The organism is Paracidovorax citrulli, assembly GCF_900100305.1.
GTDB lineage: Bacteria > Pseudomonadota > Gammaproteobacteria > Burkholderiales > Burkholderiaceae_C > Paracidovorax > Paracidovorax citrulli.
Genome location: NZ_FNEY01000003.1, coordinates 1 through 20,249, shown reverse-complemented (window position 1 = coordinate 20,249; position 20,249 = coordinate 1). Strand labels below are relative to the sequence as shown.

Here is a 20,249-nt window from a genome sequence, read left to right as displayed (position 1 = left end):
TAAGTCATTGATTTTGAAGGTTAAAATTTTATGTCTTATATAAGACATAAGAGCTTGCGCGGGTCTTCTACAAGACCTAAAGTTGTCTCCAAGGACGGCACACACCGCCTTCGTGTTTTCACCCACTTCCTGGAGATGACCATGCCCCAAACCTTCAATGAGCAACTGAGCCGTGAACAGCAAATCGCCGCCCTGGAAAAAGACTGGGCGCAGAACCCCCGCTGGAAGGGGATCAAGCGCGGCTACGGCGCCGCCGATGTCGTGCGGCTCCGCGGCTCCTTCCAGGTCGAACACACGCTGGCGCGCCGCGGCGCCGAAAAGCTGTGGAACCTCGTCCACAACGAACCCTACGTGAACTGCCTCGGCGCGCTGACCGGCGGCCAGGCCATGCAGCAGGTCAAGGCCGGCATCAAGGCGATCTACCTGTCCGGCTGGCAGGTGGCCGCCGACAACAACGAGTACGCCGCGATGTACCCCGACCAGTCGCTGTACCCCGTGGACTCGGTGCCGAAGGTCGTGGAGCGCATCAACAACAGCTTCACCCGTGCCGACGAGATCCAGTGGGCCAAGGGCGTGAACCCCGGCGACGCGGGCTTCATCGACTACCACGCCCCGATCGTGGCCGATGCCGAGGCCGGCTTCGGCGGCGTGCTCAACGCCTATGAACTCATGAAGGCCATGATCCGCGCCGGCGCCGCGGGCGTGCACTTCGAAGACCAGCTCGCCTCGGTCAAGAAGTGCGGCCACATGGGCGGCAAGGTGCTGGTACCCACGCAGGAAGCCGTGCAGAAGCTCATCGCCGCGCGCATGGCTGCCGACGTGTACGGCGTGCCCACCCTGGTCATCGCCCGCACCGACGCCGAGGCCGCGGACCTCATCACCAGCGATTACGACGAGAACGACAAGCCCTTCCTGACCGGCGAGCGCACCGCCGAAGGCTTCTACAAAACCCGCAAGGGCATCGACCAGGCCATCAGCCGTGCCGTGGCCTACGCCGACTACGCGGATCTCGTCTGGTGCGAAACCGGCACGCCGGACCTGGAGTTCGCCCGCAAGTTCGCCGAGGCCGTGCATGCCAAGCACCCGGGCAAGCTGCTCGCGTATAACTGCTCGCCGTCGTTCAACTGGAAGAAGAACCTCGACGACGCGACCATCGCCAAGTTCCAGCGCGAACTGGGCGCCATGGGCTACAAGTACCAGTTCATCACGCTGGCCGGCATCCACAGCATGTGGTTCAACATGTTCGACCTGGCGCAGGACTACGTGAAGCGCGGCATGTCCGCCTATGTGGAAAAGGTGCAGGAGCCCGAATTCGCGGCCCGCGAGCGCGGCTATACCTTCGTGTCGCACCAGCAGGAGGTGGGCACGGGCTACTTCGACGAGGTGACCACCGTGATCCAGGGCGGAAAGTCCAGCGTGACCGCGCTGACCGGCTCCACCGAGGAAGAGCAGTTCCACTGACGGGCCCGGTGACCGGCCGCCGCGGGCGGGCCCTTGCGGCCCGCCCGCGGGCACGGGTTAGAATGCCTGCATCAACCACTTGCAAGGGCGAGAAAGGCATGACGGTTATGACACCGCGAACTACGGAGACCTCCTCCAGCAGCCGCTAGGCTGCATGTTCGCGCCTGCACGTCACTCACTGTTGCCTGCACCCCCGAAAAAGCGCGGACATCGTTCCGCGTTTTTTTTCGCCTTCGCTTTTCTCGCGCATCCTCCCGTCGAACCAAGGCCCCATCACATGATCCGGATCACGCTTCCCGACAACTCCCAACGCGAATACGCCGGCCCCGTCTCCGTGGCCGACGTGGCCCAGTCCATCGGGCCGGGGCTCGCCAAGATGACCGTGGCCGGCAAGGTCGATGGCCGCCTGGTGGATGCCAGCGACGTGATCGACCACGACGCGCGCCTGCAGATCATCACTCCCCGGGACCAGGAGGGCGTGGAAATCATCCGCCACTCCTGCGCCCACCTGGTGGGCCATGCCGTCAAGCAGCTGTACCCGACGGCGAAGATGGTAATCGGCCCGGTGATCGAAGAGGGCTTCTATTACGACATCGCCTATGAGCGCCCGTTCACGCCCGAAGACCTCGCGGCGATCGAGCAGCGCATGAAGGAGCTCATCGCGCAGGACTACGACGTCGTCAAGAAGATGACGCCGCGCGACGAGGTGATCCAGGTCTTCCGCGAGCGCGGCGAGGAATACAAGCTGCGCCTCGTGGAAGACATGCCCGACGAGAAGGCCATGGGCCTGTACTACCACCAGGAATACGTGGACATGTGCCGCGGCCCGCACGTGCCGAACACCCGCTTCCTGAAGGTGTTCAAGCTCACGCGCGTCTCCGGCGCCTACTGGCGCGGCGATGCCAGGAACGAGCAGCTGCAGCGCATCTACGGCACCGCCTGGGCCGACAAGAAGGACCTGGAGGCGTACGTCAAGCGCATCGAGGAAGCCGAAAAGCGCGACCACCGTCGCCTCGGCCGCGAGCTCGACCTGTTCCACATCGACGAGCACTCCCCCGGCACGGTCTTCTGGCATCCGAAGGGCTGGACGATCTGGCAGGGCGTGGAGCAGTACATGCGCCAGGTGTACCGCGACAACGGCTACCAGGAGGTCAAGGGCCCGCAGATCCTCGACAAGCACCTCTGGGAGAAAACGGGCCACTGGGACAAGTACCGCGAGAACATGTTCACGACCGAGAGCGAGAAGCACGACTACGCCCTCAAGCCGATGAACTGCCCCGGCCACATCCTGATCTTCAACCAGGGCGTGAAGAGCTACCGCGACCTGCCGCTGCGCTACGGCGAGTTCGGCCAGTGCCACCGCAACGAGCCCACGGGCGGCCTGCACGGCATCATGCGCGTGCGCGCCTTCACGCAGGACGACGGACACATCTTCTGCACCGAAGACCAGATCCAGCAGGAGTGCATCAACTTCACGGCCCTGCTGCAGAAGGTGTACAAGGATTTCGGCTTCACCGACATCATCTACAAGGTGGCGACGCGCCCTGAAAAGCGCATCGGCTCGGAAGAAAGCTGGGACAAGGCCGAGAATGCCCTCATCGAGAGCCTGAAGGCCTCGGGCTGCGATTACCAGATCGCGGTGGGCGACGGCGCGTTCTACGGCCCGAAGCTCGAGTACACGCTGCGCGATGCGATCGGTCGCCACTGGCAGTGCGGCACGATCCAGGTGGACCCGTCCATGCCGGAGCGCCTGGGGGCGGAATATGTAGGAGAAGATGGCCAGCGCCACCGCCCCATCGTGCTGCACCGCGCCATCGTCGGAAGCCTGGAGCGTTTCATCGGCATCCTGATCGAGCAGCACGCCGGTGCACTGCCCGTCTGGCTGGCCCCGGTGCAGGTGGCGGTGCTCAACATTACCGGCGCGCAGGACGATTACTGTCGCGAAATTGCCGCAAAGCTCCAAAAAGCGCTGCCGAATCAAGGCCTTAGGGTGGAGCTGGATCTGCGCAACGAGAAGATTACGTATAAAATACGAGAGCATTCGTTGCAAAAGCTGCCCTATATCCTCGTCGTGGGCGACAAGGAAAAGGCGGCTGGAGCCGTTGCCGTGCGGGCGCGGGGTAACCGTGATCTGGGTGTGATGCCGCTGGAGGCCTTCATTTCCCTGATCGGGCAGGACATCGCCGACAAGGTCTGATGGATTGCCGGGTACGCCGCAGGATGCCCGCCATGCCGCGGCGTATCGCCACATTTTTCGTGGCTTGTTGATTGAAGGAATACAGCCATCGCTACTGAATTTCGTGACCGTCGCCAGCGCGAGGAGCGCAAGCACCGCCTGAACCGTGAAATCATGGCTCCCGAGGTTCGCCTCTCCGGGCCGGACAACGAGCCGCTCGGGGTGGTCAGCCTCATGGAAGCCCTCCGCATGGCGGGCGAGCTGGATGTGGACCTGGTGGAGATTGCCGCTACGGCCAACCCTCCCGTGTGCCGCCTTGTGGACTATGGAAAGTTCAAGTACCAAGAGCAGAAGCGCGCGGCCGAGGCCAAGGCCAAGCAGACGGTCATCGAAATCAAGGAAGTGAAGTTCCGTCCCGGTACGGACGACGGCGACTACAACATCAAGCTGCGCAACATCCGCCGTTTCCTCGCCGAAGGCGACAAGTGCAAGATCACGCTGCGCTTCCGCGGGCGTGAAATCACCCACCAGGAAATCGGCCTCGCGCTGCTCAACCGCATCCGCGACGACCTCGGTGACACCATCGTGGTCGAGCAGTTCCCGAAGCTCGAAGGGCGCCAGATGATCATGATGATCGCGCCCGGCAAGCGCAAGCCCGCCGCGAAGGCGGTGGCGGAAGGGGCGCCGGCCACCTGAGTGGCGGGCCAGGAGTGTCTCCGGATGCATGCGAGTGCATCCGGGCATGGCATGGGTCTCGTACCCTGCCGCGGCCGTCCATGGCGGCCGCAAAAGAAGTGGCTCGGGGCCTGCAAGTTTGCAGATGGGTCTGCAAACGCCTCGCGAGCACGACAAAAAGGAGCATTGAAATGCCCAAAATGAAGACCAAGAGCAGCGCGAAAAAGCGTTTCCGCGTTCGTCCCGGTGGCACCGTCAAGCGCGGTCAAGCCTTCAAGCGTCACATCCTGACCAAGAAGACCACCAAGAACAAGCGTCACCTGCGCGGTGCCGTGTCCGTGCATGAGACCAACATGGGTCACATGGCACAGATGCTGCCCTTTGCCGGCCTCTGATTCAGACGAACAAGGAGTACACACATGCCTCGCGTCAAACGTGGTGTAACGGCACGCGCCCGTCACAAGAAAGTTCTGGCCCTCTCCAAGGGTTTCCGCGGCCGCCGCGGCAACGTCTTCCGCATCGCCAAGCAGGCGGTGATGAAGGCAGGCCAATACGCCTACCGTGACCGCCGTACCAAGAAGCGCGTGTTCCGCCAACTGTGGATCGCCCGTATCAATGCCGCTTCCCGCGAACTGGGCCTGACCTACAGCCAGTTCACGAACGGCCTGAAGAAGGCTGCCATCGAGATCGACCGCAAGATGCTGGCCGACCTCGCGGTGCACGACAAGGCTGCCTTCGGCAGCATCGTGGAACAAGTCAAGGCCAAGCTGGCCGCCGCTTGATCTCACGATCGGCAGCTATCCTCCCCGGGTAGCCTGCCTGCGCAACAACAGCAAGGGCTAGGGCTTGAAAAGGCGCTAGCCCTTGTTTATTTCTCCAAGACGACAAAGAGTTGGTATGAACGAGCTGGATTCCCTGGTAGATGCCGCCCGCAGGATGTTCGCGGACGCGGCCACGCCCACCGACCTGGAAAACGCCAAGGCCCAGTTCCTGGGCAAGGCCGGGCGGGTGACCGAACTCCTCAAGGGCCTGGCCCAGCTGCCCGTCGAGGAGAAGAAGTCCCGGGGTGCCGCGGTGAACGTGGCCAAGCAGGCCATCGAGCAGGCCCTGAACGAACGCCGCCAGGCCCTGGCCGACGCCGAACTGCAGGCGCAACTGCAGGCCGAGGCGCTCGACGTCACGCTGCCCGGCCGCCAGCGGGGGCAGGGTGGCCTGCATCCTGTCTCGCTTACCCTGGAGCGCATCGAGGGCATCTTCGGATCCATGGGTTTCGACGTGGCGGACGGCCCGGAAATCGAATCCGACTGGTTCAACTTCACGGCATTGAACACGCCCGAGGACCATCCGGCGCGCTCGATGCACGACACCTTCTACGTGGAGGGCGGCACCGCGTCCGCACCGCTGCTGCTGCTGCGCACGCATACCAGCCCGATGCAGATCCGCCATGCCGTCCAGCACGTGAAGAAGCACCGCGCGTTGCTGGATGCCGGCCAGCCCATGCCCGAGATCCGCGTGATCGCGCCGGGCCGTACCTACCGGGTGGACAGCGACGCCACGCACTCGCCGATGTTCCACCAGTGCGAAGGGCTCTGGATCGGCGAGAACGTCAGCTTCAAGGACCTGAAGGTCGTGTTCACCGCCTTCTGCCGCACCTTCTTCGAAAGCGATGACCTGGTGCTGCGGTTCCGCCCGAGCTTCTTCCCGTTCACCGAGCCGAGCGCCGAGATCGACATCCAGTTCCAGGACGGCCCGCTGGCAGGCCGCTGGCTGGAAGTGGCGGGATCCGGGCAGGTTCATCCCAACGTGGTGCGCAACATGGGGCTCGATCCCGAGAAGTACATCGGCTTCGCGTTCGGCATGGGCCCCGACCGGCTGACGATGCTGCGCTACGGCGTCAACGACCTGCGCCTGTTCTTCGACGGGGACATCCGCTTCCTCTCGCAGTTCCAGTAATCGCCGAACCCCTTTTCGACTTCGCCGCGCGGGCCCGGCCCCCGCGGCGCCGGCCGTTCCTTTTGAACCGACTATGCAATTTCCTGAATCCTGGCTGCGCGAATTCTGCAACCCGCCCCTGTCCACGGCAGAGCTGGCCGAAACCCTCACCATGGCAGGCCTGGAGGTGGAGGACCTGTCCCCCGTCGCGCCCCCGTTCCATGGCGTGGTGGTGGGCGAGATCAAGGAGGCGGTGCAGCATCCCAATGCCGACCGGCTGCGGGTATGCCAGGTCGATGTCGGCCAGCCCGCGCTGCTGAACATCGTCTGCGGCGCGGCCAACGCGCGCGTGGGCATCAAGGTGCCCTGCGCCACGGTGGGCGCCGAATTGCCCCCGGGCGAGGATGGCAAACCCTTCGCCATCAAGGTGGGCAAGCTCCGCGGCGTGGAGAGCCAGGGCATGCTCTGCTCCGCGCGCGAACTCAAACTCTCGGAAGACCATGAAGGTCTGTTCGAGCTGCCGGCGGATGCGCCGGTGGGGCAGGACATCCGCCAGTACCTCGCGCTCGACGACACGCTGTTCACGCTCAAGCTCACGCCCAACCTGGCCCACGCCCTGAGCGTGTACGGCATCGCGCGCGAAGTCTCGGCGCTGACGGGCGCGCCGCTGCGCGAGCCCGCGTTCACTGCGGCTCCGGTGGGCAGCGCCGACGTGCTGCCCGTGAAGATCGGCGCACCGGACCTGTGCGGGCGTTTCTCCGGCCGCGTGGTGCGCCACATCAACGCGAAGGCGTCCACGCCGCGCTGGATGCTGGACCGGCTCGCGCGCTGCGGCCAGCGCGGCGTGTCGCCGCTGGTGGACATCTCCAACTATGTGATGTTCGAACTCGGCCGGCCTTCGCACATCTTCGATCTGGAGAAGATCCATGGCGGGCTGGACGTGCGCTGGGGCCGCGAAGGCGAGTCGCTGAAGCTGCTCAATGGTGCCACGGTCGATGTCGATGGCCAGGTCGGCGTGATCGCCGACGAACGGCAGGTGGAATCGCTGGCCGGCATCATGGGCGGGGACGCCACCGCGGTGTCGGACGACACGCGCCACATCTACATCGAGGCGGCCTTCTGGTGGCCCAAGGCGGTGGCAGGCCGGTCGCGCCGCTTCAACTTCTCCACCGATGCGGGCCACCGCTTCGAACGCGGCGTGGACCCTCGGTTGACGGTGGAGCACATCGAGCGCATCACGCAACTGGTGCTGGAGATCTGCGGTACGCCCGAGACGGTCTGCGGCCCGATCGATGACCAGGCGCCTAACCTGCCGCAGGCCCGGCCGGTGACGCTGCGGGTCGAGCGCGCCGCGAAGGTGATCGGCATGCCGCTCACGCTGGCGCAGTGCGCCGATGCGTTGCGCAAGCTCGGATTGCAGCCGGAAGAGGGCGACGGCCGCCTCACGGTCACGCCGCCGTCCTATCGTTTCGACATCGCGATCGAGGAAGACCTGATCGAGGAAGTGGTGCGCATCGTGGGTTACGGCCAGTTGCCCGAGACGCCGCCCCTCGCGCCGATCACGCCCAAGCTGCGGCGCGAGAACCGCCGCAGCGCATTCGCCGTGCGCCGGGAGCTGGCGGCCCTCGGCTACCAGGAAACCATCAATTTCAGCTTCGTGGAAGAGCAATGGGAGCGTGACCTCGCGGGCAATGCGGAGCCCATCCGGCTGCTGAATCCCATCGCCAGCCAGATGAGCGTCATGCGCTCGTCGCTGCTCGGATCGCTGCTGCAGGTGCTGAAGTTCAACCTCGACCGCAAGGCACCCCGGGTGCGCGTGTTCGAGCTGGGCCGGGTTTTCCTGCGCGATGCGGGCGTGGCCGGCTCCGACACCACGGTCGAAGGTTTCCACCAGCCTATGCGTGTCGCGGGCGCGGCCTACGGGGCAGGGGATGTGCTGCAGTGGAGCCGCAAGGACGATGCGGTGGACTTCTTCGACGTGAAGGGCGACGTGGAAGCGCTGCTCGCTCCGCGCAAGCCCGTGTTCGAGCCCGCCGAGCACCCGGCGATGCACCCCGGGCGTTGCGCGCGCGTGCTGCTGGAAGGGCGCGGCATCGGCTTCATCGGCGAACTCCATCCCAAGTGGCGCCAGCAGTGGGACTTCGCCCAGGCTCCGGTGCTGTTCGAACTCGAACTGGATGCGGTGCTGGCGCGCGATGTCCCGCGGTTCGCCGCGGTGGGCAAGCAGCAGGCCGTGGAGCGCGACATCGCCATCGTCGTGTCCGAGCAGACGACCCATGCGGACGTGATGCGCGTGATCGGCAGCGCGCTGCCCGCCACGCGCCTGCGCTCGGCGGTGCTCTTCGACGTCTTCCGGCCCAAGCGCGGCAAGGACGGCGAGCCCGTGGCCGGCTTTGCCGCCGGGGAGAAAAGCTTCGCGGTGCGGCTGGCGCTGGGCGACGGCGTGACGGCGCTCACCGATGCGGAGATCGACGAATCGCTCCAGGCAGTGTTGCGGCAGCTGGAGCAGCAATTGGGGGCGCGACTGCGGTGATGACCTTGACCCACACTTCCAAAGGCTCGGACATGATGGAGCTGGCCGTGGAGAGCCTGGAGACGCCTGCGCTGACCAAGGCGCAGCTCGCGGAACTGCTGTTCGACCAGATCGGCCTGAACAAGCGCGAGTCCAAGGACATGATCGATGCGTTCTTCGACCTGATCGCGCAGCGCCTGGTGGACGGGCAGGACGTCAAGATTTCCGGTTTCGGGAATTTCCAGATCCGCACCAAGGCACCACGCCCGGGGCGCAACCCTCGCACGGGGGAAGCCATTCCGATCCAGGCACGCCGGGTGGTCACCTTCCACGCCAGCACCAAGCTGAAGGAACAGATCCAGAGCGGCGGGTCGTCCGCTGCCTGACGAGGGCGGGGACGGGGCACGTGGCACCTTTCGGCCGGCACTTGCCCGAGCCGCTGGCGCGTTCCCCGGCCCTGCAGTACCCTTCCCGCCGTCCGCCTTTACCCTCTGCGCACTCCCATGGGCACGCCGCTTCCTTCCATTCCCGCGAAAAGGTACTTCACCATCGGCGAAGTCGCCGAGCTGTGCGGAGTCAAGCCCCACGTGCTGCGGTACTGGGAGCAGGAGTTCACACAACTGCGCCCCATGAAGCGCAGGGGCAACCGCAGGTATTACCAGCACCACGAGGTGCTGATGATCCGCCGCATCCGCGAACTCCTGTACGACCAGGGCTTCACGATCAGCGGGGCGCGCAACCGCCTGCAGGAAGTGGACAGCCACGGAGAAGGCGACGAGGGGGATGCGTTGTCGGCGACGGGGAGCGCGGGTGCCCTGGCGGAGCGCGGCGGCCTGTCCCTGGAGGGGGTGCGCAAAGAATTATTGGAAATTCGTGCATTTTTGTCCGACCACTGATTTTTTGCCTATATAATCTAAGTCTTGTCGGCGTGTAGCGCAGCCTGGTAGCGCACTTGCATGGGGTGCAAGGGGTCGCGAGTTCGAATCCCGCCACGCCGACCATTGATGTGAGAGGCCCAGCTTTGAAAGAAGCTGGGCCTTTTTTCTTTGGCGGCTCGCTGCATGTCGCGCTTCAGGGTGGCTGGCTCCATCTTCATGCATCGTGGCCGCGTCCTGCCTGCGGCCCAGGCCGACCCGGGCATAGGGCGCTCCTCCGTGGCGCGGCAGCCCCGGCCTCTGCAAAAAAAGGCCCGGTGCAACGCACCGGGCCTTTTTGATTGCGGCCTCCTGCAGGGGCCCGGAGTGCCTCGGGCTGTCAGATACGTCCCATCAGCAGCAGGATGAGCAGGATCACCACGACCAGGCCCACGCCGCCGCTGGGCCCGTAGCCCCAGGAGCGGCTGTGGCCCCAGGTCGGCAGCACACCGATCAGGATGAGGATCAGGATGATGAGCAGGATGAGGGAGATCGACATGGTGTTGCCCTTCCGTATGTGGTGGAGAGATGGTGTGAGGCATTGTTGAAGGGGGCAGGGGGGCGGGCGGCAGGTCGGAAGCGCTCACGGGCGTAGGAGGGAATCGACGCCACCACGGAAGACGGCGCCCTTTCGCATCCATGGGGCCGGCTTCGCTGCGCCCGCGCCCGCGATGCGCCGGGCCTCGCATACTGGCGCGCAATCCAGACTCATTGCCGCCATCCCATGAACGCACGCACCGGCGCTCTTTCCTCTCCCTTACCGGCCCTGCGCCAGCCGCTGTCTCAGGCGCCATCGCCGCAGCCACCGCCGCCCGAATCGCGCAAGGGCCCGGACACTCCAGTGGGGCTGTCGGCGCGCAAGCGCAGCGCATCCAGCGCCGGGCTCGAGGCACTGCCACCGCGCGGCGAATTGCGCGCAAGCCCTTCCAGCACGGGGGCCAGTTCGCCGGTCAAGCGACAGCGCACGTCGTATGACTCGGCAGATGCGCCGGCTGCGGCGACGCCCCCCCATGGGGACAAGGCTGCCGAAAGCGCAACGGCTTTGTCGCCTGAGCAGGTTCGTACCGCGGCGGCATCGACGCTGCATGCAACGCCGCCCTCGCATGGCGGGGCTGGCGAGGTGCCCGAAACCCACAAGCCGTCCAGCAGCGAATCCCATGGGCACACGGACATGGACACGGACATGCCACCCAAAGCGGACGGTGGCGTGCCGCATGCTGGCGGGCCGGCGTTCTCCATGCCTCACGTCCCGCCGACGCCGTCCCATCCGCATTTCGGCCATGGGGACGACGATGCGGAAGACGGCGAAGATGAACCGCCCCGTGCAGACGGATCCACACGCAAGGCCATCACGGCGCAGGAACAGCAGATGGCGAACCAGAATGCGCTCACCGAAGCATCCGTGCGCGCACAGATGCAGGCCTCGCTCAACGAATTCTCCATCAAGAGTGTCGAGGGCCTGGCCAAAGCGATCAAGTCGATGGCCAAGGCGGTGGCCGATCTGGTCACCTGACCCAGGCCGTCAGTTGGTAACGCGAGGCACTGGTGCCGCGGTCCGCGATCAGGCCTATTTCCGACAGGCGGGGCCCTCCAGGGCCGGCCACAATGCGCCATGGCGACCGAAAAACAGAAAATGCTGGCCGGCGAGCTCTACCATGCCGGAGATCCTGAACTGCAGGCCGACATGGCGGCCGCGCGCCGCTGGATGGCCCGGTACAACGACATGGCGGCCCACGCGGGCCTGGATGCTCGCGGGCGGCACATGCTCCTGGTGGAGGGCCTGGGTTCCGTCGGCGAAGGCACGGCGGTGCGGCCGCCGTTCCATTGCGACTACGGTTTCAACATCCACCTGGGATCGGGCGTATTCCTGAATTTCAATTGCGTGATCCTCGACGTGGTGGAAGTGCGCATCGGCGACGGAACACAGATCGGGCCCGGCGTGCAGATCTACGCGGCAGACCACCCCCGGGACGCAGCCACCCGCGCCACCGGGCTCGAGTCGGGCCGTCCGGTGCGCATCGGCCGAGACGTCTGGATCGGCGGAGGGGCGATCCTGCTGCCTGGCGTGACGGTGGGAGATGGTGCGGTGATCGGTGCAGGCAGCGTCGTCACGCGCGATGTGGCGGCCGGGGCCACCGTGGGTGGCAATCCCGCGCGGCCGCTGCGCTCCCGCTGAGAGGGGCGCCACGAAGCCGCGGGCCGGCGTATGCGCCTTGCGGCCGGCGGTCAGGTGCCGTCCGGCTCTCCCAGGAATCCGCCACTCTGGTGCGCCCACAGCCGGGCGTACACGCCGCCATGGGCCAGCAGCTCGGCATGCGTGCCCTGCTCGACGATGCGACCCGCGTCGAGCACGATGAGCCGGTCCAGCGCCGCGATGGTGGAGAGCCGGTGGGCAATGGCGATGACGGTCTTGCCGCGCATCAGGGTGTCCAGGCTTTGCTGGATGGCGGCTTCCACTTCCGAATCCAGCGCACTGGTGGCTTCGTCCAGCAGCAGGATGGGCGCGTCCTTCAGCATGACCCGGGCGATGGCCACGCGCTGGCGCTGGCCGCCCGACAGCTTCACGCCGCGCTCGCCCACCTGGGCGTCGTAGCCGCTGCGGCCCTGCAGGTCGGTGAGCTGCTCGATGAAGGCGGCGGCTTTCGCGCGTTCGGCAGCCTCGTGCATCTGCGCGTCCGTGGCATCGGGGCGGCCGTAGAGGATGTTGTCGCGCATCGAGCGGTGCAGCAGGGAGGTGTCCTGCGTGACCATGCCGATGGACTGGCGAAGACTGTCCTGGGTCACGTGGGCGATGTCCTGGCCATCGATCAGTACGCGGCCGGCCTGCACGTCGTGGAAGCGCAGCAGCAGGTTCACCAGCGTGGACTTGCCCGCGCCGGAGCGTCCGATCAGGCCGATGCGTTCGCCGGGCCGGATGGTCAGGTGCAGGTCGTCGATCACCGGACGGTCCGGCTGGTAGCCGAAGGTGACGCCCTCGAACGTCACCTCGCCGCGCGTCACCGCCAGGGGGCGGGCGTCCGGTGCGTCCACGACGGTGCGGGGGCGGGTGAGGGTGTTGATGCCGTCCTGGATGGTGCCGACGCTCTCGAACAGCGTGGTCACTTCCCACATGACCCAGTGCGCATGGCCCGATACCCGCAGCGCCATGGCCGTGACGGCCGCCACCGCGCCCGCGCCCACCTGGCCCATGGACCAGAGCCACAGCGCCGTGCCGCAGGCTCCCAGGATCATGGCCACGACCAGCACGTGGTTGACGATCTCGAAGGTGCTCACGAGACGCATCTGCGCATAGCCCGTGTGCTTGAACGCGTCCATGGCCGCGCGGGCGAATTCCGCTTCGCGCCGGGTGTGGGAGAACAGCTTGACCGTGGCGATGTTGGTGTAGGCGTCGGTGATGCGGCCGGTCATCACGGAACGGGCATCGGCCTGCGCCTTGCCCACCTTGCCCAGCCGGGGCACGAAGTACCAGCAGGCGGCGGCGTAGCACAGCACCCACAGCGCGAAAGGCACGAGCAGCCGGGCGTCGAAGCCGGCGGCCAGCGCAAGGATGGTGACCAGATAGACGCCCATACCGATCACCACATCGGTGGTCGTGAAGATCATGTCGCGCACGGCCAGCGCCGTCTGCATGATCTTGGTGGTGATGCGGCCGGCGAATTCGTCCGCATAGAAGGACATGCTCTGGCCGAGCATGAGGCGGTGGAAGTTCCAGCGCAGCCGCAGCGGGAAATTGATGGCGAGCACCTGGTGCTTCACGCTCGTCTGCAGGACCACGAGGCCGATGCTGGCCACCATGAGGCCCGCGATCAGCCACAGCGCCCCCCGGTGCCCCGTCCAGAGGCTGTCGGGCGCCGTGCCGGACAACCAGTCCACCAGGTGGCCGAGGACCGAGAACAGGAGCGCCTCATAGACGGCGATGGCCGCCGACAGCCCCGCCATCGCCATCACATGGCCTCGCAGGCCTTGCGTGCAGGCCCACACGAAAGCCATGAAGCCCTTGGGTGGCAGGGTGGGTTCGGTGGAGGGGTAGGGGGGGACGCGGTTTTCGAAGTACTGGAACACGGGCAGGCTCACTCCTGGTCAGGCCGCAATGGTAGGTGGGCTGCGCGCCACACATGCGGGAGGGGTCAATCGGCGCCGTGTAGGCCAAGGTCGCGTTCTGGGCTGCAGGGGCCATTCCCGGCGATGGCCACTGCCGCGTTCCCTAGAATCCGCGTCCGGCAGGCGGCACCGCCCCTGCGAGAGAGAACCATACAACAGCGCGCGCCGGGGCTGTCCTGGCCGCGCACAGAAAGGAACCGCTTTCCATGCTGACAATCGCCCATCCCGGGTGGACCTGGGGCGTGATCGCCGTCGCCACCGCCGCCGTCATCCTGCGGCCCGCGCGCATTCCCGAGGCCGTGTGGGCCGTGGGCGGTGCCCTCGTGCTCGCCGTGTCCGGCATGCTGCCCTGGGCGGAGGCATGGAAGGGTGTGCTGCGTGGGCACGACGTGTATCTGTTCCTGGCAGGCATGATGCTGCTGTCGGAAATGGCACGCCGCGAAGGGGTGTTCGACTGGCTGGCCGTCGAGGCGGCACGCCGGGCGCGAGGCTCCGGCGAGCGCCTCTTCGCATGGGTTTTCGGGGTCGGCACGCTCGTGACCGCGACGCTGTCCAACGATGCCACGGCCGTCGTCCTCACGCCGGCCGTGATCGCCGTGGCTCGGACCGTGGGGGCGGCCCCGTTGCCCTACCTGCTGATCTGCGCCTTCGTGGCCAACGCGGCCAGCTTTCTGCTGCCGATTTCCAATCCGGCCAACCTGGTTCTTTGGGGCGGTGGGCGGATGCCGTCGCTGCCCCATTGGCTGGCGCTGTTCGGCCTGCCGTCCGTCGCGGCGATCGGCTGCACCTACTGGGTACTGAAATGGCGTGTCCGGCAGGACATCGCCCGGCCCGTGGCCGCCGAGGTGCCCGCCCGCCCGCTCGGCGCCGGCGGTCGCCTGGCGGCTGCAGGACTCGCCGTGTCGGCGGTGGTGCTCGTGGGGTGCGCCTGGTGGCGGATTCCGCTGGGAGCTCCGACGCTGGGGGCGGCGCTGCTCACACTGGTACTGCTGCGCGCGGGCTGCGGGCACCAGGTGGGGCCGGTGCTGAAGTCGGTGTCCTGGGGTGTACTGCCGCTGGTGGCCGGGCTGTTCGTCTTCGTGCAAGCGCTGGAAGTCACCGGGGTGGTGGGGCACCTGGCCCGCATGCTGGCCGGGGCCGCGGCGGCCGCGCCCCTGGCTGCGGGTCCGGCGCTCGGGGCGCTGCTGGGTTTCGGCGCCAACCTGGTGAACAACCTGCCCGCCGGCCTGCTGGCCGGTGCCGCGCTGGAGGCTGCCCATGCCGCAGAGCCGCTGCGTGCCGCCGCGCTCATCGGTGTCGATCTCGGCCCCAATCTCTCCATCACCGGCTCGCTCGCGACCCTCCTGTGGCTGGCGGCGTTGCGGCGTGAAGGCATCGAGGTGAGCGCGGTGCAGTTCCTGAAGTTCGGCACCTGGGTGATGCCTCCCGCGCTCGCGGCGGCGCTCCTGGTGCTGATGGGCATGTCGGCTGCCGGCCTGTGACGTCTCCTGCCCCGCCGAGGAACCTCCTGCGCACGGCAGGTGCTGATGAAAGCTATGGAGGTAGGGCGCATGATTGTTACAAAAAAGCCTAAACGGCTCCAGCTCGCAAAAACGGCGTGCCGTTGAAGCTATCCTCAGACGTTTCATTCCACCCCGCTGTGCCGCATTCACGCGTTCCACGCGTGTTCCGTTCTCTGCCGCCCATGCCTTCGCCCTTCGCTTCGCGCCTGCCCGTACGGTTCCCGTGGCTGGGCATTTCCGCGGCGCTGCTGGCCCTGGGCGTGGGGGCCGGAATCTGGCAATGGCAGCGGATATCCGTGGACGCTGTTGCCCAGGAGCGTTTCGAGCGCGAAGCCGCTGCGGCCACCACCGCGCTGGAGAACCACGTGGGTCGCTACCTCGGGCTGCTCACGGGCGTGCGCGGGCTCTTCGTTGCGAACCCTCGCCTGACCCGTGCCGAGTTCGACAACGCGCTGCGCGAACTCCGGCTCTGGCCCCAGTACGCGGGCATCGTCAACCTGGCGTTCACGCGCTACGTGCTGCATGCCGACAAGGCCGCGTTCGAAGCGTCGGTGCGGGCCGACTCCTCTTTGGCCGCCGACGGCATGCCGCAGTTCGCCATCCGCCCGGAGGGCGATCGCCCGGACTACTACGTCGCGGACTACGTGTGGCCGCGGTCGGGCAACATGGGGGTGCTGGGACTGGACATGGGTGCCGTGCCGGCCACCATGGAATCCGTGCGCTACAGCCGCGACAGCGGCAGCGCCATCGCATCCGCACCCTACGACATGCGGCAGGCCGCCGAGCATCCGGCCGCGTTCAGCCTGCGCCTGCCGGTGTTCACCGATGCGGCGGGGGACGGTCAGCGCTATGTCGGTTCCGTGGCGGCCGCGATACGGTTCCATGACCTCGTCAGCGCGCTGGGCGGGGAAGGACGCCTCGCAGGGCTGGCATTGGCGGTGCAGGACGTCGGTTCGGTGCGCGGAACTCCGCCTCTCGGCGTCACCACGATGCTGGAGCTGCCCGCCACGGCGTCCGGTCCGCATCGCTACGAGCGCGAATTGCAGATCTACGACCGGCGGTGGAAGCTGACTTTCGTTTCTGAAGGCAGCTTCCTGTCGCCCGCCGAGCGTGCGGTGCCCTGGTTGGCCGCAGCGGGCGGCACGATGGCGGCATTGCTGCTGCTGCTCCTGGCGGCATCCTGGCGCTGGCGCGCCGCTGCCCGGAAGGATCCTTTCCAGACCCTGTTCGACCAGGCGGCCGTGGGAGTGGCCCAGGTGGATACCGCCACCCGGCGCTTCGTGCGAGCGAATGCGCGTTTCTGCGAGATCCTGGGCTACGCGCCGCAAGAGCTGCTGGCACTCACGGTGCGCGACGTCACCCATCAGGACGACCAGGCCGAGAGCGAGGCCGCGATCGACCGCATCGCCACGGGCGTGCAGCAGGAGTACCGCTACGAGAAGCGCTATCGCCGCAAGGACGGAGAGATGGTCTGGGCGGAACTGCGCATCGCGACGATGCGCCATGGACGCGGGCAACCGGCCCAGCATATCGCCGTGGTGCAGGACATCAGCGATCGCAAGCGGATGGAAGCGGCGCAGCACGACAGCGAAGCGCGGCTGCGGCAGATCCTGTACCGGTTGCCGGTCGGCGTGTGCCTTGTCGCTCGCGATGGAACACTGAGCTTCCGCAACGAACGCTTCGAACAGATCTGCCGCCATGCCGACGCGGCGCCCGCCACGGTGCGCGAGTGGTGGCATAGGGTCATCCCGGATGCCCCGCGCCGCGAGCAGGCCGTGGCCGATTGGGAAGCGGCCTGCGCCGCCGCGCTGGCTGGCGACGGCACGCTCGCGTCTCGGGAATACGCCATCACCTGCGGCGACGGCTCCGTGCGCACGGTGGACATGGCAGGGGTGCTGCTGGACGGCGCCTGCCTCATCACGATGGTGGACCTGAGCCAGCACAAGGCCGCGGAGGAGGAGATCCACTATCTGGCCTACTACGATCCCCTGACCCAGCTTCCCAATCGGCGGCTGCTGGTGGACCGGTTGCAGCAGGCGCTGGCCGCCAGCGTACGGCGCGGCCGGTGCGGCGCGGTGCTCATGCTGGATCTGGACAATTTCAAGACGCTCAACGAAACCCAGGGGCACGAGCGTGGCGACATGCTCCTGCGCCAGGTGGCGCAGCGCCTGCGCGGCTGCGTGCAGAACGAGGACACGGTCGCGCGCCACGGGGGCGACGAGTTCGTCGTGGTGCTCGAAGACCTGGGGCAGAGTCCGCAGGGCGCCGCCGCCCGGGCGGAGGATATGGGACAAAAGATCCTGGCCGCGATGCGCCATCCGTTCACGCTGGAGGGCGAACCCCACCATACGACGCTGAGCATGGGGGTGACCGTGTTCCAGGGAGCGCGTGAGACGGTGGACGAGCTGCTGCAGCGCACGGATCTGGCCATGTACCAGGCCAAGGCCAGCGGCCGCAATGCGCTGCGGTTCTACGATCCGCAAATGCAGGCTTCGGTGGCGGCGCGCGCTGCGCTGGAAACGGACCTGCGGGAAGGCCTGGGCCGTGGCGACTTCGAACTGTTCTACCAGCCCCAGGTGAACCACGGCCGCATCGTCGGCGCCGAGGCATTGCTGCGCTGGCGCCATCCGGCACGCGGCTTCGTTTCGCCCGGCGAGTTCATTCCCCTGGCGGAAGAAACAGGCCTCATCCTTCCCCTCGGGGAATGGGTGCTGCGCACGGCCTGCGAGCGGCTGGCCCAATGGTCGCGCCACCCGGTGCTGTCCCGCATCAGCCTGTCGGTGAATGTGAGCGCACGGCAGTTCCACCAGGGTGGTTTCGTCGGGCAGGTGCTCGCGGCGCTGGCAGGCACGAGCGCGGAGGGTCGCCGGCTGAAACTCGAAATGACCGAAAGCCTGCTGCAGCAGGACCTGGAGGACACCATCCAGAAAATGCAGCAGCTGCGGGCCTATGGCGTGGGCTTCTCGCTGGACGACTTCGGCACCGGCTATTCATCGCTGGCCTATCTCAAGCGCCTGCCGCTGGACGAACTCAAGATCGACCAGAGTTTCGTGCGCGATGTGCTCACGGACCCGAACGACGCGTCCATCGCCCGGACCATCGTGGCCCTGGGGACCAGCCTGGGACTGCGGGTCATCGCCGAGGGCGTGGAGACGGAAGCGCAGCGTGCCTTCCTGGAGCGCAACCATTGCCACGCCTGGCAAGGGTATCTGTTGAGCCGTCCCGTGGGGGCGGACGACTTCGAGCAACTGGTTCTTTCCTTCCCGCAGCAGGACGCGCCCGGCGCGTCCGCTGCGTCCCCGGTACCGGGCTGAGACGGCACGCGCATGGTGGAACTCAAGACCTTCCTCCTGTACGCCGTGACGGCCCTGGCGGAGATCGCCGGCTGCTACCTGCCGTGGCTGTGGCTGCGCCAGGACCGCAGCGCCTGGCTCCTGGTGCCGGGGGCCGCGTGCCTGGCCCTGTTCGCCTGGCTGCTGACCCTGCATCCGGCAGCAGCCGGACGCGTCTATGCCGCCTATGGCGGGGTGTATGTCGCCGTTGCGCTGGGGTGGCTCTGGGCGGTGGACGGCATCCGGCCCGACCGCTGGGATCTCGCCGGCGCGGCGGTGACCCTGGCGGGCATGGCCATCATCGCTTTCGCGCCCCGCGGCGCGGCCTGAGACCGGGCATTCCGGCCCGCCGGGCTGCGGCCGTCGCCGCGGGCTGCGCCTCAACGGAAGAGCGACCGCAATTCGCTGCGGGACATGCCGCCGCCGATGGCCTCCTGCCAGGGCGACAGGTCGTGATTCACAGCGGGATTCCAGCGGCTGGCGGGCCTGTCGGTGCAGGTGGCGATCATGCCGTGGGCGAGGTCCGTGCGCTGCACGCGGCTGCCCTGCGGGTGCGGCCACGCCGGATGGTGCATGTGCAGCGGCATGGACTGGATGGGGTCCTGTTCCCGCACGAACTGGCGCAGCGCGAACCGCATTCCGGGATTGCTGCCCAGGCGCAATTCCAGCGCCTCCTGGAATCTCTCCTCGATCCCGTCCGGTGCGATCCGGGGCGGATTGAACACACAGGTACTCACCTGGCCGTCGATTTCCTTGTGCCGCAGGAAATTGGCGATGTCCACTCCCGCGAGAATGGCGACCGCCGCACCCAGGCTGTGCCCCGTCACCGACACAGACAGCATCCGCCCCGTTTTTCGGGCCTCGGCTGCGCTGGTGGTCAGCAGCGAGCGCAGGGTACGACCCTGCGCCCGGGACGCCCGTGCCTCTTCATGCCAGCGGCCCTGCCAGCCCATGCCCACCGCCCCGAGCGCCGGCAGGTGATCGCCGAACGGATTGCGGTGCGGCCGCGTCCAATGGCTGCTGAAATCGCAGAGCAGATCCTTGCAGTCGTCCATGCGCGTGCCGGAAAAGGCCAGGACCAGCACTTCGGCCTTCTGCGTGGCGCCTTTCCAGCACCGCAGCGCAGGCGTCGACCACGCGGAGTCGAAGCCCAGCCCTCCCACGGACGGGATACGGCTGGCATCTTCGGTATAGGCATGGCCTGAAAAGACACGCATGCATTCGAGCACTTCGCGCCGCATGCGCTCCAGGGCCGCGGGGGAGATGTAAACACGGCCATTGGAGCCCTCGGCCGGCACCGTCGGCAGATCGACGCAGGCCAGTGCCTGGCCTAGATGTTGAGTCTCACGAGGTTGTTCACACCCGGAATGCGTGTGATGGGAGGCTGATGGCCGAGCGCGGAGTGTGGCCGGCACCAGTTGTAGCCGTCAATGAAGGGCTGCAGGGCAGCCGTGCGTTGGGCTGAGCTTTCGTAGGGTCTGGCATAGGCCCACTCCCGCAGGCTGGTCTGTACGAATCGCTCGGCCTTGCCGTTGGTCTTGGGCGTATAGGGCCGCGTGCGGATGTGGCGGATGCCCAATTCCTCGCAGGCCGCGCGGAAGGCGTTTTTGTAGCCAGAGCCGTTGTCGGTCATGACGCGCTCGA

18 protein-coding genes and 1 tRNA gene are annotated in these 20,249 nt (G+C 66.9%); 15 read left to right on the top strand and 4 right to left on the bottom strand.

Translation table 11 applies throughout. The annotated features are described in order from the left end of the window. The first annotated feature begins 141 nt into the window (after positions 1-141). From aceA to BLR99_RS02465, 10 genes are all read left to right on the top strand, one after another. Entirely contained in the window at positions 142-1,461 is a 1,320-nt protein-coding gene (gene aceA, locus BLR99_RS02510; RefSeq protein ID WP_011795949.1) for an isocitrate lyase, read from the top strand. A 277-nt stretch (positions 1,462-1,738) separates the two neighbouring features. Next, positions 1,739-3,658 (top strand): threonine--tRNA ligase, encoded by a 1,920-nt coding sequence (gene thrS / locus BLR99_RS02505; protein ID WP_017438093.1) that lies wholly within the window; start codon positions 1,739-1,741, stop codon positions 3,656-3,658. A gap of 87 nt (positions 3,659-3,745) precedes the next feature. After that, positions 3,746-4,333, top strand: coding sequence for a translation initiation factor IF-3 (gene infC, locus BLR99_RS02500; RefSeq protein ID WP_074686782.1), 588 nt, complete (start codon positions 3,746-3,748; stop codon positions 4,331-4,333). Positions 4,334-4,503: 170 nt separating this feature from the next. After that, on the top strand, positions 4,504-4,707 hold the full coding sequence (gene rpmI / locus BLR99_RS02495) for a 50S ribosomal protein L35 (RefSeq protein ID WP_011795946.1): 204 nt from the start codon (positions 4,504-4,506) through the stop codon (positions 4,705-4,707). Positions 4,708-4,731: 24 nt separating this feature from the next. Further along, on the top strand, positions 4,732-5,094 hold the full coding sequence (gene rplT, locus BLR99_RS02490; protein WP_011795945.1) for a 50S ribosomal protein L20: 363 nt from the start codon (positions 4,732-4,734) through the stop codon (positions 5,092-5,094). A 115-nt stretch (positions 5,095-5,209) separates the two neighbouring features. Further along, complete coding sequence (gene pheS / locus BLR99_RS02485; protein ID WP_074686780.1) at positions 5,210-6,265, top strand: phenylalanine--tRNA ligase subunit alpha; 1,056 nt, start codon at positions 5,210-5,212, stop codon at positions 6,263-6,265. 73 nt (positions 6,266-6,338) lie between these two features. Beyond that, complete coding sequence (gene pheT / locus BLR99_RS02480; RefSeq protein WP_017438092.1) at positions 6,339-8,777, top strand: phenylalanine--tRNA ligase subunit beta; 2,439 nt, start codon at positions 6,339-6,341, stop codon at positions 8,775-8,777. Next, entirely contained in the window at positions 8,777-9,142 is a 366-nt protein-coding gene (locus BLR99_RS02475; RefSeq protein WP_017438091.1) for an integration host factor subunit alpha, read from the top strand. The genes pheT and BLR99_RS02475 overlap by 1 nt, the downstream gene beginning before the upstream one ends. Positions 9,143-9,259: 117 nt before the next feature. Beyond that, positions 9,260-9,652 (top strand): MerR family transcriptional regulator, encoded by a 393-nt coding sequence (locus BLR99_RS02470; protein WP_017438090.1) that lies wholly within the window; start codon positions 9,260-9,262, stop codon positions 9,650-9,652. Between the two features lie 28 nt (positions 9,653-9,680). After that, positions 9,681-9,757: transfer RNA gene (locus BLR99_RS02465), tRNA-Pro, on the top strand. A 253-nt stretch (positions 9,758-10,010) separates the two neighbouring features. Here the strand turns inward: BLR99_RS02465 and BLR99_RS02460 are convergent. Then, positions 10,011-10,169: a DUF3309 family protein gene (locus BLR99_RS02460; RefSeq protein ID WP_011795940.1), complete on the bottom strand. Its 159-nt coding sequence runs from the start codon at positions 10,167-10,169 to the stop codon at positions 10,011-10,013. A gap of 225 nt (positions 10,170-10,394) precedes the next feature. Between BLR99_RS02460 and BLR99_RS23335 the strand changes: the two genes are divergently transcribed. Continuing rightward, positions 10,395-11,183, top strand: coding sequence for a hypothetical protein (locus BLR99_RS23335; RefSeq protein WP_228193803.1), 789 nt, complete (start codon positions 10,395-10,397; stop codon positions 11,181-11,183). Positions 11,184-11,282: 99 nt separating this feature from the next. Further along, a complete protein-coding gene (locus tag BLR99_RS02450; protein WP_011795938.1) occupies positions 11,283-11,846 on the top strand; it encodes a sugar O-acetyltransferase in 564 nt (187 codons plus the stop codon). Positions 11,847-11,896: 50 nt separating this feature from the next. Here the strand turns inward: BLR99_RS02450 and BLR99_RS02445 are convergent, their stop codons facing one another. After that, positions 11,897-13,732: an ABC transporter ATP-binding protein gene (locus BLR99_RS02445; protein ID WP_046060279.1), complete on the bottom strand. Its 1,836-nt coding sequence runs from the start codon at positions 13,730-13,732 to the stop codon at positions 11,897-11,899. Positions 13,733-13,977: 245 nt separating this feature from the next. Between BLR99_RS02445 and BLR99_RS02440 the strand changes: the two genes are divergently transcribed. From BLR99_RS02440 to BLR99_RS02430, 3 genes are all read left to right on the top strand, one after another. Beyond that, entirely contained in the window at positions 13,978-15,252 is a 1,275-nt protein-coding gene (locus BLR99_RS02440; protein ID WP_011795936.1) for an SLC13 family permease, read from the top strand. A gap of 203 nt (positions 15,253-15,455) precedes the next feature. Beyond that, complete coding sequence (locus tag BLR99_RS02435; protein ID WP_046060188.1) at positions 15,456-18,587, top strand: bifunctional diguanylate cyclase/phosphodiesterase; 3,132 nt, start codon at positions 15,456-15,458, stop codon at positions 18,585-18,587. 12 nt (positions 18,588-18,599) lie between these two features. Next, positions 18,600-18,935 (top strand): YnfA family protein, encoded by a 336-nt coding sequence (locus tag BLR99_RS02430; RefSeq protein ID WP_011795934.1) that lies wholly within the window; start codon positions 18,600-18,602, stop codon positions 18,933-18,935. 50 nt (positions 18,936-18,985) lie between these two features. Here the strand turns inward: BLR99_RS02430 and xopAP are convergent, their stop codons facing one another. Beyond that, entirely contained in the window at positions 18,986-19,903 is a 918-nt protein-coding gene (xopAP, locus tag BLR99_RS02425) for a XopAP family type III secretion system effector (protein WP_233423770.1), read from the bottom strand. Positions 19,904-19,935: 32 nt separating this feature from the next. After that, positions 19,936-20,249: integrase core domain-containing protein (locus tag BLR99_RS02420; RefSeq protein ID WP_139160126.1), on the bottom strand; the 314-nt coding region annotated here is incomplete at its 5' end.

Excerpts from the sequence above, each read along its gene's own strand:
- BLR99_RS02470 (WP_017438090.1), top strand. The coding sequence starts at position 9,260 with ATGGGCACGCCGCTTCCTTCCATTCCCGCGAAAAGGTACTTCACCATC.
- BLR99_RS02460 (WP_011795940.1), bottom strand. The coding sequence starts at position 10,169 with ATGTCGATCTCCCTCATCCTGCTCATCATCCTGATCCTCATCCTGATC.
- BLR99_RS23335 (WP_228193803.1), top strand. The coding sequence starts at position 10,395 with ATGAACGCACGCACCGGCGCTCTTTCCTCTCCCTTACCGGCCCTGCGC.
- BLR99_RS02430 (WP_011795934.1), top strand. The coding sequence starts at position 18,600 with ATGGTGGAACTCAAGACCTTCCTCCTGTACGCCGTGACGGCCCTGGCG.
- rplT (WP_011795945.1), top strand. The coding sequence starts at position 4,732 with ATGCCTCGCGTCAAACGTGGTGTAACGGCACGCGCCCGTCACAAGAAA.
- BLR99_RS02475 (WP_017438091.1), top strand. The coding sequence starts at position 8,777 with ATGACCTTGACCCACACTTCCAAAGGCTCGGACATGATGGAGCTGGCC.
- thrS (WP_017438093.1), top strand. The coding sequence starts at position 1,739 with ATGATCCGGATCACGCTTCCCGACAACTCCCAACGCGAATACGCCGGC.
- aceA (WP_011795949.1), top strand. The coding sequence starts at position 142 with ATGCCCCAAACCTTCAATGAGCAACTGAGCCGTGAACAGCAAATCGCC.
- BLR99_RS02450 (WP_011795938.1), top strand. The coding sequence starts at position 11,283 with ATGGCGACCGAAAAACAGAAAATGCTGGCCGGCGAGCTCTACCATGCC.
- BLR99_RS02440 (WP_011795936.1), top strand. The coding sequence starts at position 13,978 with ATGCTGACAATCGCCCATCCCGGGTGGACCTGGGGCGTGATCGCCGTC.
- rpmI (WP_011795946.1), top strand. The coding sequence starts at position 4,504 with ATGCCCAAAATGAAGACCAAGAGCAGCGCGAAAAAGCGTTTCCGCGTT.
- pheS (WP_074686780.1), top strand. The coding sequence starts at position 5,210 with ATGAACGAGCTGGATTCCCTGGTAGATGCCGCCCGCAGGATGTTCGCG.
- BLR99_RS02435 (WP_046060188.1), top strand. The coding sequence starts at position 15,456 with ATGCCTTCGCCCTTCGCTTCGCGCCTGCCCGTACGGTTCCCGTGGCTG.
- pheT (WP_017438092.1), top strand. The coding sequence starts at position 6,339 with ATGCAATTTCCTGAATCCTGGCTGCGCGAATTCTGCAACCCGCCCCTG.